The organism is Hyphomicrobium sp. B1, from assembly GCF_049532635.1.
Taxonomy (GTDB): Bacteria; Pseudomonadota; Alphaproteobacteria; order Rhizobiales; family Hyphomicrobiaceae; genus Hyphomicrobium_B.
In genome coordinates this window covers 1,247,098-1,261,800 of record NZ_CP134871.1, presented here as the reverse complement: position 1 = coordinate 1,261,800, position 14,703 = coordinate 1,247,098, and the positions used below count along the sequence as shown (strand labels likewise).

At 57.3% G+C, this 14,703-nt stretch carries 14 protein-coding genes and 1 tRNA gene; 12 read left to right on the top strand and 3 right to left on the bottom strand.

Annotated elements, in window-relative coordinates; translation table 11 throughout:
• Window positions 1-9 precede the first annotated feature (9 nt).
• The 5 genes from RLW55_RS06175 (at window position 10) to RLW55_RS06155 (ending at window position 6,330) form a co-directional block, all read left to right on the top strand.
• A complete protein-coding gene (locus tag RLW55_RS06175; protein WP_423415897.1) occupies window positions 10-1,011 on the top strand; it encodes a cytochrome-c peroxidase in 1,002 nt (333 codons plus the stop codon).
• A gap of 189 nt (window positions 1,012-1,200) precedes the next feature.
• The gene (locus RLW55_RS06170) at window positions 1,201-3,495 is read left to right on the top strand and encodes a heavy metal translocating P-type ATPase (protein WP_423415896.1); all 2,295 of its coding nucleotides are present in this window, start codon (window positions 1,201-1,203) and stop codon (window positions 3,493-3,495) included.
• A gap of 263 nt (window positions 3,496-3,758) precedes the next feature.
• Window positions 3,759-3,902, top strand: a complete 144-nt coding sequence (locus tag RLW55_RS06165; protein ID WP_423415895.1) for a hypothetical protein — start codon at window positions 3,759-3,761, stop codon at window positions 3,900-3,902.
• Window positions 3,903-4,284: 382 nt separating this feature from the next.
• Window positions 4,285-5,286: a hypothetical protein gene (locus RLW55_RS06160; protein WP_423415894.1), complete on the top strand. Its 1,002-nt coding sequence runs from the start codon at window positions 4,285-4,287 to the stop codon at window positions 5,284-5,286.
• A gap of 24 nt (window positions 5,287-5,310) precedes the next feature.
• Window positions 5,311-6,330: an O-fucosyltransferase family protein gene (locus RLW55_RS06155; protein WP_423415893.1), complete on the top strand. Its 1,020-nt coding sequence runs from the start codon at window positions 5,311-5,313 to the stop codon at window positions 6,328-6,330.
• A 404-nt stretch (window positions 6,331-6,734) separates the two neighbouring features.
• On the opposite strand, the gene RLW55_RS06150 is transcribed toward RLW55_RS06155, so the two are convergent.
• Window positions 6,735-6,806, bottom strand: a tRNA-Ser gene (locus RLW55_RS06150).
• Window positions 6,807-6,956: 150 nt separating this feature from the next.
• Between RLW55_RS06150 and RLW55_RS06145 the strand changes: the two genes are divergently transcribed.
• Window positions 6,957-8,237 carry a tyrosine-type recombinase/integrase gene (locus RLW55_RS06145; protein ID WP_423415892.1) on the top strand — a complete coding sequence of 427 codons (1,281 nt, stop codon included), beginning with the start codon at window positions 6,957-6,959 and terminating at the stop codon, window positions 8,235-8,237.
• Window position 8,238: 1 nt separating this feature from the next.
• On the opposite strand, the gene rhuM is transcribed toward RLW55_RS06145, so the two are convergent.
• A complete protein-coding gene (gene rhuM / locus RLW55_RS06140) occupies window positions 8,239-9,255 on the bottom strand; it encodes a RhuM family protein (protein ID WP_423415891.1) in 1,017 nt (338 codons plus the stop codon).
• Between the two features lie 494 nt (window positions 9,256-9,749).
• Between rhuM and RLW55_RS06135 the strand changes: the two genes are divergently transcribed.
• The 4 genes from RLW55_RS06135 (at window position 9,750) to RLW55_RS06120 (ending at window position 13,017) form a co-directional block, all read left to right on the top strand.
• A complete protein-coding gene (locus RLW55_RS06135) occupies window positions 9,750-10,454 on the top strand; it encodes a ParA family protein (protein ID WP_423415890.1) in 705 nt (234 codons plus the stop codon).
• Window positions 10,451-10,855 (top strand): hypothetical protein, encoded by a 405-nt coding sequence (locus RLW55_RS06130; RefSeq protein WP_423415889.1) that lies wholly within the window; start codon window positions 10,451-10,453, stop codon window positions 10,853-10,855. Before RLW55_RS06135 ends, RLW55_RS06130 begins: the two co-directional genes overlap by 4 nt.
• A gap of 60 nt (window positions 10,856-10,915) precedes the next feature.
• On the top strand, window positions 10,916-11,953 hold the full coding sequence (locus tag RLW55_RS06125) for a replication protein RepA (RefSeq protein WP_423415888.1): 1,038 nt from the start codon (window positions 10,916-10,918) through the stop codon (window positions 11,951-11,953).
• A gap of 599 nt (window positions 11,954-12,552) precedes the next feature.
• Window positions 12,553-13,017, top strand: coding sequence for a GIY-YIG nuclease family protein (locus tag RLW55_RS06120; RefSeq protein WP_423415887.1), 465 nt, complete (start codon window positions 12,553-12,555; stop codon window positions 13,015-13,017).
• A gap of 22 nt (window positions 13,018-13,039) precedes the next feature.
• Here RLW55_RS06120 and RLW55_RS06115 read toward each other — a convergent pair whose 3' ends face one another.
• Window positions 13,040-13,243 (bottom strand): helix-turn-helix transcriptional regulator, encoded by a 204-nt coding sequence (locus RLW55_RS06115; RefSeq protein WP_423416385.1) that lies wholly within the window; start codon window positions 13,241-13,243, stop codon window positions 13,040-13,042.
• Window positions 13,244-13,605: 362 nt separating this feature from the next.
• On the opposite strand from RLW55_RS06115, the gene RLW55_RS06110 reads away from it, so the two are divergent.
• Both RLW55_RS06110 and RLW55_RS06105 read left to right on the top strand, forming a co-directional pair.
• Window positions 13,606-13,809, top strand: coding sequence for a hypothetical protein (locus tag RLW55_RS06110; protein ID WP_423415886.1), 204 nt, complete (start codon window positions 13,606-13,608; stop codon window positions 13,807-13,809).
• Between the two features lie 251 nt (window positions 13,810-14,060).
• Window positions 14,061-14,702, top strand: a complete 642-nt coding sequence (locus RLW55_RS06105; RefSeq protein ID WP_423415885.1) for a hypothetical protein — start codon at window positions 14,061-14,063, stop codon at window positions 14,700-14,702.
• The last annotated feature ends 1 nt before the right edge of the window (window position 14,703 follow it).

Here is a 14,703-nt window from a genome sequence, read left to right as displayed (position 1 = left end):
GCAAGCGCTGTGGTCGTGATCGCGGCGGATGCGGCCGATGACCCTCTCATGAAGCAGGCCCAAGCAACCTTCGAACCTATCCCGCTTACCCCTCCAACGATTAAAGGGATTGCCTCGACGCCCGCGATGGTGAACCTCGGCAAAGCTCTCTATTTCGATCCGCGTCTTTCACAAAGTCATAACATTAGTTGCAATACCTGCCATCAAATAGGGATTGGAGGCGTCGACATGCTTCCAAACTCGATTGGGCACAAATGGCAACACGGCGGCCGAAACGCGCCCACGGTGTTGAATGCGGTATTCAACGTCGCCCAATTTTGGGATGGCTGCGCGGCTGATTTGAAAGCCCAGGCTGGTGGGCCGATTCAAAATCCCATCGAGATGGGCATCACTCACGAGCACGCCATTCAAATGTTGAAAGGCATCCCGGGATACAGCAAGCTTTTTGAAGTAGCCTTCGCGAAAGACAGCGATCCTATCACGATGGCAAATGCCGCGACCGCGATAGCAGCCTTCGAAGCGACGCTAATCACGCCCAATGCCCCGTTCGACAAGTACTTGCGGGGCGATCAAGCAGCTCTGACTGCGGAGCAAAGAAATGGTTTGCAGCTGTTCATGGATAAAGGCTGCTCGTCCTGTCATGCCGGCATAAACGTTGGAGGACAAATGTACGCGCCGTTCGGAGTGGTTGAAAAACCTGGCGCGGATTTCCTGCCGCCAGATGATAAGGGGCGCTTCCAAGTCACGCACACGGTCAGTGATGAATATGTTTTCCGCGTCCCTCCGCTCCGCAACATCACCTTGACACCCCCATACTTCCATACAGGAAAATCGTGGGATCTTCGTCAAGCTGTTGCCGTCATGGGAACAAGCCAACTCGGGCAACACCTAACGGACGCGGAAATTAGCAATATCACATCATTCCTGGAATCGCTGACCGGCCAGCAACCCAACGTCACTTACCCAATACTCCCGCCCAGTGGTGTGGAAACACCCAGACCGCAGCCATAAGAATCAGAACTGGAGAACGTCCAGGCGCTCTCAAAAACTCCGACGTGAGGTCATAGCGGCGGAGTGAGCACTCTTTTCCACCGCCGTTTCGACGAGGCAGAGCGCCCACGGATTGCGCACGATCAAATAGCCCGCTTCAAAAACTCTGCTACTTATCTCCTAAAATGGTTGGGGCGCGGCGAGGATCCTATGCCAAATTGGCCATCCGATCGTCTGATCCGGCGGCTGCTATTTACGATCGCATTGGCCGGCATCGTTAGTGGCGGGCTCCTCTGGTTCTTCGGCCGAACTTTTTGGGCGCAGAGCGTCTGGGCAATTGCGACATTACCGGTAATTCTGGGGCTTGCGATCTCGATTGTCCGCGATCTCGCGGCTGGACGCTTCGGCGTCGACGCGATCGCGCTGCTGTCCATGACCGGCGCCCTGCTGCTCGGTGAGAACCTCGCGGGCGTGGTGGTGGCAATCATGTATTCGGGCGGCAATCTGCTCGAAGACTATGCCGTCGGTCAGGCGGAGCGGGACTTAAAGACGCTCATAGATCGCGCGCCTCGAATTGCTCATCGATACTCAGGTCAGCTCGTCGAAGATATTGCGGTCGAAAAAATTGCAGTCGGCGATAAGCTCCTGGTGCGGGCTGGCGAAGTCCTTCCCGTCGATGGCATTCTCACGTCGGAAGTTGGCGCCATCGATGAGTCAGCTGTGACGGGTGAGCCATTGCCCGTCATTCGCCAGCGCCATGATCCTCTTCGTAGTGGTTCAGTCAATGCAGGTGAAACCTTTGACATGACCGCGAGCGCTGTCGCTGGCGAGAGTACGTATGCAGCAATCGTTCGAATGGTTACAGCAGCGCAAGCAGCAAAAGCACCTTTTATGCGTGTGGCGGATCGCTTCGCTCTGGCATTAGTGCCTGCCACGCTGTTACTTGCCGGCGCCGCTTGGCTCTTTTCGGGGGATGCCGTTCGCGCACTCGCCGTGCTCGTCGCCTCAACTCCTTGTCCTCTCATTCTTGCAGCTCCCGTGGCTTTCATAGCAGGCGTTTCGCGCGCTGCGAGAAGCGGCATACTGATCAAAGGCAGCTCCGCGCTTGAGGCATTGGCACGCGCACACACGGTCATGTTCGACAAGACCGGGACATTGACCGTCGGCGGCGCCAGACTGGCAGCGATAGAAACGGCGCCCCATTTCTCTTCCGAAGAGGTCCTGCGTTTTTCGGGATCATTGGAGCAGGCCTCTCATAATGTAGTGGCGGGCGCTATCGTAACAGCTGCACGCGCCCGCAGCATTACCCTCACCGGACCAGAGAACGTCCATGAAGCGATGGGTTCTGGCATTGAGGGGCGCGTCGCGGGAAAGCTGGTCAAGGCGGGCTCTGATAGATTTATTTTCACACACGGTAGACTTCCGTCCTGGGCCGTGCGGGCGCTCCGAAGGGCTTCCTGGCGCTCTGCATTAAGCGTCTTTGTTTCTGTTGACGACCAACCAATCGGCGCCTTGCTTCTTTCCGACGAACTTCGCCGTGAATCGCCAAGAGCCATTCAAGCGCTTAGGACATCGGGCGTAAAACGCATTGTGATGGTGACCGGCGATCGAGCAGATGCAGCCGAAACAATCGGAGCGGCATTGGATATCGATGCCGTACTCGCCGACCGGGTGCCCTCCGATAAGGTCGAGGCCGTAGCGGTGGAGCGCCGCTTGCATCCCACCATCATGGTCGGCGACGGCATAAATGACGCCCCCGCACTGGCGGCGGCTGACGTCGGCGTGGCGATGGGCGCAAGAGGCGCAAGTGCCTCATCGGAAGCCGCAGATGTTGTCATCCTGGTTGATCGCCTCGACAGGGTTGCGGACGCGGTAGCCATCGCACGAAGAGCATATCGCATAGCCTTGCAGAGTATTGTTATCGGGCTTACGCTCTCCGGCATCGCAATGATTGCCGCCGCCCTAGGAATGCTATCGCCGGTCGCGGGCGCGATTTCGCAAGAATTGATCGATGTGGCTGTGATCCTGAATGCGCTACGGGCACTTTCTCCAGGCCGCTCTGCAGTCCAAGGCGCGCTCGCACCCTCATCAATCCGCGCACTGGAACAAGACCACGAAGTTCTCAACGAAGCGCTGAACAGGCTCCGGGAAATTGCCGACAAACTCGACGATGCACCAAAGGACATCGCAGTAAGCCTCATTTCCGAGGCGTATCAAATTGTCTCGAAGCGCATTGTAGAGCATGAGCGCGAAGATGAGATGGTCGTCTATCCTCGCCTCAATCGCTCGCTTCATGGCAATCCTGCTCTTGCGGCCATGAGCCGGGCACATCGCGAAATTTTGCATCTGGCGCGACTTCTGTCCCGGCTGACCGATGACATGCACGTCGAAAGCGTCGATCGGTATTTCATCCGCGATGCTCAGAGAATTATTGAATCAGTCGAGGCGCTCGTCCGGATGCATAACGCCCAGGAGGAAGATATCTACGAACACACAGCAGCGTAACGGTGGAAAATGACAGCAGCGCCGTAAGTCACTCGTAAGCTCATCACAACGCTCACCGGCAAATCGACGCCATGAACCGATTGATTAGGAACGATCGCCGTCACGGCATCGACCTCGCCCGGCCGCATCCGCGATGAAAAAGAATCGAGCATAGTCATCTCGAAGTTGAAGAACGCGGTCGCCGTCTTCTTGTCACCTGGTCGCGCGCTCGGTGCCGCTGCTGACTACGGCGACGATCTGCTCTTCTATCACCGCAACAGGTGATGCGCGTGCTCGGGGCAAATATGGGCGAGCCGCATCGCCTGATCCGTACGCTGCGCGATCTCGACCACGCCACACGCTACCAACAGCCGACTGTTGTGACAGCAATCATCAACAGTTTTTTCCGGAATGCCTTTGCTGATTGATTGCGAATTGATCTCGCTTCTTAGATAGTAGTTGCGTGGCATTACGCTAATTTATGCTCTGACAAAAAAGTCTTTTTTGAATGCTGCATTCTAAAGAATTTTTGTCCCACCGGCGCGACGATACCGTGTCGCGGAGTGCCATCGTCGCCCCCGCAATTCGAGACGCTGTCGGGCACCATTTAAATACCGCTCGCGGTCTATCGTTCGTTGCTCAATGTCTCGGACATGAACCCGTATGGCTGGGTCATAAACATCTCGACCCTTCGCTGATACCCGACTATGTCACCCTCGTACCGGCATTTTCCTCCACAATTTATGAAAACCAAATCGGACTTCTGGGGAGAGCTGTGCGGCCGCTCATCACCGATAGGTTAGTCTGCTCATGTTGCTAATCACCTCGGTGCCACCCGTCTTTTCGCGGAAAGACCGCAAGACCGGCGAAGAACTCGGTATCCGCTATCTTGCATCGTGTATTGACTCCTGGAGAAAAAATGGTTTTCAGCCGCTATCTATCAATCGTTTCGACGAGGTGGATGCGATCAATCGATTGGGACTTATAGATTGTCTAGGCGTATCGAATGACGAAGCATATTTTCCCAATCGCTTTGGCCCTAGCCTCGGCGCCATTTTAGATACGGTGTCATCTGCAGAAGCAGTCGGAATCGTTAATGCCGACATTTACATGCTGTCAGCCGAAGGCTGCGCAGAAATTCTAGCTCAGCAGTCACAAAAATCGATTGTTGCAGCACGCCGTATGGATGTGCTGGATCACGGAGCATCGCGTGGCAACGTATTCGAATTGGGCTACGATCTCGTCGCGTTCACTCCGGCGAAAGTCCCCAAGACTATCTCGAACGATCGCATACGTCGCTTCCAACTCGGTGTTCCGTGGTGGGATTATGTATTTCCATATTCCTGTTCCGAAGAGGTGCCTGCCTTCAGAATAAAGGAACCGTTTCTGACGCATTTGTTACATTCGGACCGCTGGAATGAGGACGTCTGGAACGAATGCGCGCTGTATGCGCGAGACGCCTGCCCGTCCGTAGAAAATGAGGCAATGAAAGCGATGGCCGGCTCGGATAGTTTCGGGCAAACAACATCGTCAGCTTTCTCGGAGATAATTTTCGGCTCCCGCTTTTGTGAAATTGAATTACCGACTTCCAAAAGCGATCCTGCATATCGAACGGCCCCTCTCGCGATCGCCGGCGTTGCTCAACTTCAATCCGTTGCGCTGAGCGAAGCTCATAATTGGAATTTCCAATATCTTGTCGAAAGCGCACTAGGGAATACCCAGCCGGCTAGCATTGGAAAGCGCGATCCGATTGGACGAAAAATACGCCGCGCAATCAAAAGTGCAGTGCTTATGCGGTCGCAGTCAGGCTAGGGCGACGGTGCTGAGGGTTGTTGAGTGGGTCAAGCCTCCGTGCGCTGCGCCCTAGCGGGCAATTATTCAAAAAACGGCTTACTGACGAATATTGATCATCGGCTACGAAAATGGATGATCCCCGTGTCTCAACAGGTAATTGTCTCTCGTAAGTATGGCCTCTTTTCCAACGTCTATTCAGTTCTAGGGGCTATCGATTGGTGTGAACTTAACAACGAAATTGCCGTCATCAAATTTGATAGCGGCCCATACCACGATCCTGCACGTGGCGAAAATTGGTGGGACCATTACTTCGAGTGGCCTGCTGGCCTCGTAATGGGATCCAGATTTACCGAAGTGCCCAAACGGACCGAAGCCGAAGAGTTCGCCAGCGAGATGGCCCTTCGCCTACTAACAAATCGCTTCCGCACGTCGGAAATCATCGCAGCGTATGTTCGACCTCGCTCAGAAATTCTGGAATCTGTTGAAGAGCTTTGGCGTGAGAAGGTTGGAGACACATTTTGCATTGGCGTTCATGTAAGAGGGACCGACAAATTCAACGAAGCGCCGCCGGTACCATTTGATCTCATTTGCGCCACCGTAGAAAATATAGTTCGACGTGTGCCGATACCGTGGCGCCTGTATGTTGCGACCGACGAAGTGAATATCCTGGAGAACTTTCAAAGCCGTTTCGGTGCTTGTGTTGCTTGCCAAAGCGCAGTCCGAAGCCTAAATGGAGAACCGATACACGATCCTGAAAATCCTCAGGCAGGGCCATATAGGCTAGCCGTCGAGGCCATTGTCGACGCCTATTGTCTTTCGCGCAGCAGCGTCTTCATAGGTTGCCAATCTAACTTATCTTTCTTCGCAGCCGCGATTGACCCGGCCACGCCCTGGATCAACATGTCGCCGGGGAGCCAGGTGGTGAATGTTAATTTGCATCAACAGCTAATCGCGAAGGAAGTCGTTATTCGGAGCCTGCTAGCCCGGATCAGCGAACGTAAGATAAGCAATCGCTTTAGGAGACTATTTCGCAAGCAGGATCGTGTTCCTGGTGACGTTTAAATTTCTGCCGGGCACACATCTCAACTGTATCCGCATCCTCGACTTTTTCGATAGATGTCCCAGGTAGTTTTAGAGCAGTATCGGCTCCCATGAACCGCTGCCGGTATTAGTGTCGCGCCGAGAGCTGGGAATAAAATTTGTCAGCGTCCAACGGCGTCCGGCTTTGGGCAGGCGAAATTCGGAGGCACTTTGGGGAATTGAAGGCCTGCCCACGCCAGCGGATGCGAATAAATTTTTCTACAGCAGTTAATACTGCAAAGTGAGCCATGCTCACCATTTCCCCATCTTTCGTCGGTCATCGGTTGACAATAAGGGGTAGAAATCAAGTTTTTACATGAAAAACGGCGGAATTCAGCGACCTGTTGAGACGATAGCGATAGCGATGAGACTTCTGAGAATGGTGCTGGTGGAGCCGAGGGGAATCGAACCCCTGACCTCTGCAGTGCGATTGCAGATTTGCCGTCCGCCAGGATTCCGCAGGTTTACGAATCAGTGCTATAAAACAATGTCTTAGGACGACAGCATTTCTCAGCTTACGTCGTGAATTCGCCGCAAAATGTTAGCTAGAAGTTAGCTACGGGCGAACCCTGCAGTGATTCTGCAGTGGCGGACACGGGGGGCGGATCATGGGCAGGATGGGGCGGGCGCGGGTGACGAAGGCCGCCGTCGAGCGGTTGAAGGTCGGGGAAACCCTCCGCGACACGGATCTCAAGGGATTTGGTGCCCGGCGTCAGGCGGACGCGACAAGCTATTTCCTCCTGAAGCGGATCGATGGACGTCTGCGCTGGATGACCATCGGCAAGCATGGCCAGCCGTGGACGGCCGAGAGCGCGCGCAAGGAGGCCCATCGGTTGTTGGGCCAAATCGCCAGCGGCGGGGACCCCGCCACCCTGAAGCGGGAGCGGCTCGAAAACCCGACGCTCAAAGAGGCGTCGGCCCAGTTCATGCTGGACCATGGGCCAAGGCTGAAGCCCGGCAGCCGCACCAAATACGAGATCCTGCTGCGCCTCTACCTGGTCCCCGCCTTCGGCGCGCGGCGCCTGGTCGATATCAAGCGTTCCGATGTGCTGCGGTTTCATTCCAAACACGCGGGCAAGGCCTCCACCGCCAATTATTGCGTGGCGATCCTCTCCAAGATCATGAGCTGGGCCGAGGAGCACGGCTACCGGCCCGAGCGCAGCAACCCCTGCTTCGGCATCCAGAAGTACCGCGAGAACAAGCGGCAGCGGTATCTCTCGCGCGATGAGCTGGCGCGGCTGGGCAAAGTCCTGTCGACGGTGGCGGCGGAGAGTCTTGAAAGCCTGTACGTGGTCGCCGCGATCCGCCTTCTCATGCTGACCGGCGCGCGCGTGGGTGAAATCCTCACCCTCAAATGGTCCTTCGTCGACCTTGAGCGGCGCGTCCTGCTGCTTCCCGATTCCAAGACGGGACAGAAGACCATCGCGCTCAACAGCCTCGCGGTCGATGTGCTGCGCGAGCTCCCGCGCGTGCAGGGCAATCCTTACGTCATCGTGGGACGCTTCGACCGCGCGCACCTGATCAACCTGCAGAAGCCCTGGCGGCGCATCCGCGCAATGGCGGAACTCGACGGCGTGGTGCTGCATGACTTGAGGCACCATTTCGCGAGCGAGGCCGCGCAGGCGGGTGGGTCCCTGCCGATGATCGGCAAGCTCCTCGGGCACAAGCACGCGATGACCACGGCGCGCTATGCCCATCTCGCGGAGGATCCCTCCCGGCAACTCAACCAGAAGGTTGGCGATGCCATCGCGCAGGCGATGGGTGATGGTCCGAAGACCGAAGCGGAACTTCTGGCAAGCGACCCCAAGCGAATTGAGAGCATTCGGACATTGTTGGCGGCGGCAGAGGCGCTGGCCAAGACACAGACCAACCGAAACGGTGTTCCCTGACTTAACCTACGTCTTCAAGCAGGCCCATCGTGAGGCGGATCATCAGATCCTTCTGACCGGGCGCGCTTTCCGCGATCAGCAATGCAAGCGCCACCAGCGCGTTGTCGTCGAAGCGTCGCTGGCCATTAGCGCGGACTAGGCGGCCAGCCTTGTCCAGATAGTGCAGGAACAGGAAGCTGGCGATGCGCTTGTTGCCGTCGCTGAACGGATGATCCTTGATGACAAAATACAAGAGATGCGCGGCGCGGGCCTCCACGCTGGGATAAAGGGGCTGGCCGCCGAACGTTTGCTCCAGGTTGCCAAGGATGGCCTCGAGGCCACTTTCGCGCTCGGCGCCGAACAACGCGGACGCCTCTTTCTTGGATACGAGCGACGCCTTGAGCTTCGCGATAACGTCACGCGCCTGGACGACTGTTAGGCGTACGAGGCGTTTGGTTGGCCGCTTCGGTTCGTCCGGGAGCTTGTTTTCGTCATAGTCCAGCAGCAGGCGCCAGGTGCGGGCGTACTCGCTGACCAAGTCGAGGAGCGCCTGACCTTCATCGGTCACGAGTTTGTTCGCTTGCAGCGTTTGGCCCAGCAGCTTGACTGCCTGCTCGATCTCAACGCCTTTCTGCTCCAGACGGCGCTGGTTGAGGGCGTAGCCTTTCAGCAGGTAGTCTTTCAGCCGACTGGTCGCCCAGATGCGGAACTGGGTGCCACGCTTGGAGTTGACGCGGTAGCCGACGGACAAAATTGCATCGAGATTATAATGCCTTAGCGTTCGCGTAACCCGCCGCCGGCCTTCAGTTTGAACTACCGAGTAATCCTCGGTAGTTGCCTTCTCGACCAATTCCTCCTCGGCATAAATGTTCTTCAAGTGCAAACCGATGTTATCGGCCGATGTTTTAAACAGCTCCGCCATCTGGCGCTGCGTAAGCCAAACCGTCTCGCCTTCCACGACGACATTGAGCGACGCCTCACCTGAAGGAGCCACATAAAGTTCGACCTGTCTGGAGGACGGAGCGGATTTTTTCATCATGCTCCATGGTCACATTCCTTATTGAGTCGGGCAACTGGGGGTGCCCAGCAAAGTCGCTCCGGCGGTGACGAAGCCAACTGCAGGCTCAGACCAGGACTAGGCCTAGACATCTGGCCAATACCGCAGATTGCTGAGCATTCTCCCAGTGTCCAGATGTGCACGTGTACACTTGGACACTTGGACACTTGGACACTTGGACACTTGCTCTCTTGTGCGTTTGTCCACTTGACCACTTGCACAGTTGGACATGTCCATTTGTGTTTTTGTGCATTTGTACATCCGCACACCTGAACATGTGTGCATCTTCAAAAAGCGCGGAAACTTCGGCGCGAGTTCATCATGTCCATCTGCGCACTTGTGCTCTTGTCCATCTGCATATGTGGACAAATGGACAAGTGTGCATCATCCTCATTTGCAACACCCCCCTCACTTATATGCCCGCCTCTTGACCTCTTCGCGTTGACCGTCGTCGGCGTTGTGCACACGATGCGGGCATGAACACGCACACACCGCCGACCATCATCGCCTTCGCTTCACCCAAGGGCGGCGTGGGGAAGTCCACCGCCTGCCTGAGCATAGCAGGCGCGCTGGCCCACATGGGCCACAAGGTTCAGATCATCGACTTCGACCAGACCCAGACGTTGTGGCGCTGGTACGCGACCAACGAGACCGCGCGCAACATTCCCGGATTGACGGTGGAGCCGGGGCCGCAGGGCGATATCTCGTCGTTCGTCGAAGACGTCTACTACAAGCGTGACGGCTATGTGCTGATCGACCTTGCCGGCACGCTCACCAACCAGATGCTGCACCTGGCGGTGTTCGCGAACCTCACGATCACGCCGGCGCAACTCAGCGAACCGGACATCCTGGAAGCGAACAAACTCTCCGTGCAGCTGCAGGAAATCGGCGTGCGCATCGGCAAGCCAATTGTTCACCGCGTCCTGTTGAACACGGTGCCCTTCATCCTGGCCGGGTCGCAGTCCTACATGCTGGAGCAGATCGACGCCAACGGCATCGCGCGCTTTGAAACGCTGATGCACTACCGGCCGGCGTATTCGGAATCGTTCCTCACCGGGGTGCCCCCGCACTTCGCCGACCGAGGGCGCCCGCCGATGGCAAAAGCCGCCCATGAACTCGACAGCATCGTGAACGAGGTGCTGCTCGCGATCAGCCAAGACCAACAGAAAGCCGCCGCATGAACGTCTCCAAGCCCACCTTCAAACCGATCGACCTGAAGAAAATGCAGTCGGTCGTCGACGAGTTCTCCGCCGAGAAGAACGTGCCGGCGTTGTCATTCCCGGCGGTGGCTCCGGTTGCGGCCGTGCCTGTGCCGGCACCCGCGCGGGCGGAGGAGGGGAGCGCCCCTCCGGCGGAGGCCAGCGAACCGAAGCCCGTGGTCAAGCGCGTGCGCAAGAGTTCGCAGCCGGCGCCGGTTCGCCGCCTGGCGGTGGAGCTGCCCGACTATCTCTTCACCGCCATCTCGAAGAAGGCGGCCGAGGAGGGGACGACGAAACGGTACATCGTCCTTGAAGCGCTGCGCGCGCATGGGTTCGTGGTCAACGACATCGATTTCAGCGAGGACGGCCGCCGTGTTCAGTAGGTCTTGCGCAAGCGTACATCTGTCCACTTGGACAAGTGTCCATGACGGGGAGGGGGTCAAATGACCTTCGGCCTCGACACCCTTCCCCAGGTCCGCGACGCGGATCTGGTGCAGCGCGTGGCCGAGGCGACACCGTTCTTACGTGACAGCATCATCTCAAGCTGCGTCCGCGAACAGGAGCGGCGGGACAAACTCTCCGCCATGCCGCCCGGCCAACGCCGCCGCGTCGCGACCCAGCGCCAGATCGCCGAAGAAAGTGGAATCCAGCGCCAGGATCTCCGTCACATTCACAGCGTGCTGGCGATTTGCTCGCTGCCTTACACGGCGCAACCGCTCGCGGTGCGCGAATGGCAACGCCGCCAGGGACGCATGAGCCTGATGGTCAGCGCCGGCAAACTGGTTGGCCGCGATGGCGAATGGGTGGATCAGCCCTTGCCATATGGCTCGCGGGCGCGCCTGCTGCTGCTCCACACCTGCAGCGAGGCGCTGCGGCAGAAGTCGGCGACCATCCAGATCGAGGACACCCTCACCGGCTTCATCAAGTCGATGGGTTTCGCGGTGACCGGCGGGAAGAACGGGACGCTCAATTCCTTCAAGCAGCAGATCAACGCGCTGGCCGCCTGCAACATGAAAATCGGCGTGTGGGACGGGGAGCGGGCCAAGACCGTGAGCACGCAACCGTTCTCGTCGATCGACGTGTGGTTCCCGACGCAGCCCGAACAGAAGATGCTGTGGCCATCGACCGTGACCTTCAGCCAGGACTTTTACCAGACCCTGACCAAGCACGCGCTGCCGGTGAACATCCACGCCGTGAAAGCGTTCTCAAGCTCGCCCCGCAAACTCGACATGCTGTTCTGGCTTGGCTACCGGCTCAACAACCTGGACAAGCCGCTGAACGTGTCCTGGGAGGCTTTGCGCGAGCAGTGGGGCACGGGTTACAGCCGCTCGACCAACTTCCGGCGCGACTTCGCCCAGGAGATCGATCAGATCAAGGAAGTGTTTCCGAAACTCCCGGTGAAGGTGACCGAACTCGGCGTCACGATTTCGCCAGGCGCGGGGGAGGTGCTCGCGCTTCCAACCAAGGGACGGAAAACGTGACAAAAGTTTACGCATAAACGGTAGCGCGCCGGTCTCTTGTCGCACGCATAATCGGTAGCAGGCCGATGCGCATTGGCGCGGCTGTGCTTGTTTTTGCTTTGGCTCGGTGTTCTTCCCAGGTTGGGGCTGCGTGCGTCCACGCATAATCGGTAGCACCTGCTATTTCCGCTCACGCATAAACGGTAGCAGCAGGGGCGTTATATTTCCCGCCCTCCAGGCCTTCAGAAACCACGCATAATCGGTAGCCCATACCCTTGACGGACTCCGCTGTCAGCTTGGGTTTGAGAGGGCCTCACGCATAATCGGTTGCGCCGTTGCGCATGATCGGTAGCGGTGACGCCGGTTCCAACGCATAAACGGGAGCATTGCCACGCATAATCGGCGGCGGGTCCACGCATAATCGGTAGCCGCTCTATATAGAACAGAACATCCCCGAACATTGCTGAACACTTTCTTCAGACCATTCCCATTTCAGAAAAGTGATTTCGAATTCGATTGGAAATAACGAATGGAATAAGTGGGCGGTCCGTGGGCACGGGTATTTCGTGCAGGCCTGCCATCGATATAACATCCTCGTCGCGCAATAGAGGTGGGATGACGTGATCGAGAGCTATGGACTGCATTGGCACATCGACAAGGTCTTTTGGGGTCGGCAGAACAACGCCGGTTCTCTGCGCGGTGCCGCATCGCGAAGCCCAAGTGCCGTTCCCGTTGAGTTTAGGGACCAACGCGGCATCTATGCGCTCTATGCCGATTATGAGTTGGTCTACGTGGGGCAGACAGGTGCGGGCGATGATCGTCTCTTCAAGCGCCTTAAGACTCATAAGACGGACCATCTTGCCGAGCGATGGAATAGATTCTCCTGGTTCGGGACACAGTGGGTGACACAGCAGCACAAACTATCCGTCGACACCGCGAAATTAAGCGCGACGGTGGAAAGTGCTTTGAACATCATGGAAGCGGTGGCGATCGCGATCTCCGAGCCACATCTCAATTTGCAGCGCGGCCGGTGGGGGGACTCCAAGCAGTACTACCAAGTTCGGCCGGACGAAGACGCCGACTAGACCAGATTCAAATGGATGGGGCTTAGCGCGGGTATTCAGAGGTTGACCCATAGCTCTGCCTCTCGAGCCACGTCAACACCTCAGACTGCCTGTAAAGCACCCTGGAGCGTTTTCCGGGTCCGGCCTTGAGGTAGCGGGGTCCAGTGCCATCGACACGCATACGCTCGAGCGTGCGCTTTGAGATGCGCAGCATGGCGGCGGCCTCGGCCGAGAGCAGGAATACCAATTCCGGACTGGTCAACGGTTCACTCGCAAATCACGCCGGACGATAGCGCGTCGGGAGGGGGTCTTCACGTCTTTTTGCCGAGGGCGGGTGTGGCCGCGTGCTTGGCGCCGTTGTTGTCTGTTCCGGATTTTCCGGTTTGCTGTTCGTCGTCGTTCGACCGGAGCGCACATCTCATCCCGGCTATCCGTCGGGCAGAGTGCCCGGCGCGGCCAAGACCGCCAAGGGCCGGCTGCAGACGGGTCCCATCCCATCTTCGCCGCCGCGTCGCGGTTCTAGCCCGTCGGTCCTGTCCTTGGCGCCGTCCCTCAAGAGCCCACGGGCCGCGAGAGGCGTGGCCCCGAAACCGAACGAAAGTGACGACCATGACGCAAACCACCAAGCCCGAAACCATCTACAGCGCCTATGCCGTGCAGGACGGCCGCAAGGGCCAGAAGTCCTACTGGACCCGCATCGGCCGGCTGTTCCCGCACGAAGACGGGAAGGGGCATGACCTCCTGCTCAACGCGCTGCCGGTGAACGGCCGCATCGTGATCCGCGTGGAGGAACCGCGCGAGCAGGCCGAGTAACGACCAAGCCCGACGAGGCGATCACGCCGAGTAGGCTCGATAAGTTGGAAAGGACCGGGCACGCCCGGTTCCTTCCACAATTTAACCTCGCGAACTCATCTGGCGCAGTTCAGAAAGGTTGAATCAGCACCCGGTTAAATATAAGTCAGTGCTGTTGTTGCCTTAATACTGTGCAACAAAATAATCGTGCGCCGGTTGTAACACTGTGTACGAACTGCTTTCATTCCCTTGCTGATTCGGGGGATATTCAGATGCTGGTCAGTCGCGATCACGCGATTACAATTGCTCGCCAGCCACGTGGCTCCCATCGTGATAAGCGCAATCTAGAAAGGCTGGCGTCCCAGCTCATCCCGCTTGCCAACCAGCGACCCACCGATGTCAAGAAATATGCCGAGGCGCTACTTGCCTCGTACGTCCTTTACAATGAACATAGCGGCAGATTGAGCGTGCTCGCGCGCGAGCATGATCCAACCAATATTGTTGAAGCAAGGTTTGGCGGTCAGCCGTTCAAGCTTGATGGGCTTCAAGGCAGACCCACATCAAAACGCGATGTTCATGCTCCATCGGCCGGGAGAACCGATCAAGCAGTTCAGCTCAGTGATTTTATGCCGAAGCCCGACCCCGCAGATGAATGTCGTCGTCATGGCGGTCGCGTTCTGACAATCGATGAGCATGAAGCCTTGATACCGCTCTATTTCAGGGACGCGCTCGCGAATACCACGTTGACCCCCATCGACGTTGTTTCCATTTCTTTTGGATGCCTGGTTGCTCGATATCGCGTGAAAAGTGCTGACGATGCCGAAATTCTCAAGCAGATTGACTATAGCTCAATATCGGACGATTTTGATTTGAAGAGCATTTCCATCCAGGGCGAGACCTTCTTCAGAGTATAGG

Coding starts and splice junctions, on each gene's coding strand:
- RLW55_RS06130 (WP_423415889.1), top strand. CDS start 10,451: ATGAACGTCTCCAAGCCCACCTTCAAACCGATCGACCTGAAGAAAATG.
- RLW55_RS06170 (WP_423415896.1), top strand. CDS start 1,201: ATGCCAAATTGGCCATCCGATCGTCTGATCCGGCGGCTGCTATTTACG.
- rhuM (WP_423415891.1), bottom strand. CDS start 9,255: ATGATGAAAAAATCCGCTCCGTCCTCCAGACAGGTCGAACTTTATGTG.
- RLW55_RS06160 (WP_423415894.1), top strand. CDS start 4,285: ATGTTGCTAATCACCTCGGTGCCACCCGTCTTTTCGCGGAAAGACCGC.
- RLW55_RS06135 (WP_423415890.1), top strand. CDS start 9,750: ATGAACACGCACACACCGCCGACCATCATCGCCTTCGCTTCACCCAAG.
- RLW55_RS06105 (WP_423415885.1), top strand. CDS start 14,061: ATGCTGGTCAGTCGCGATCACGCGATTACAATTGCTCGCCAGCCACGT.
- RLW55_RS06145 (WP_423415892.1), top strand. CDS start 6,957: ATGGGCAGGATGGGGCGGGCGCGGGTGACGAAGGCCGCCGTCGAGCGG.
- RLW55_RS06165 (WP_423415895.1), top strand. CDS start 3,759: ATGCGCGTGCTCGGGGCAAATATGGGCGAGCCGCATCGCCTGATCCGT.
- RLW55_RS06125 (WP_423415888.1), top strand. CDS start 10,916: ATGACCTTCGGCCTCGACACCCTTCCCCAGGTCCGCGACGCGGATCTG.
- RLW55_RS06110 (WP_423415886.1), top strand. CDS start 13,606: ATGACGCAAACCACCAAGCCCGAAACCATCTACAGCGCCTATGCCGTG.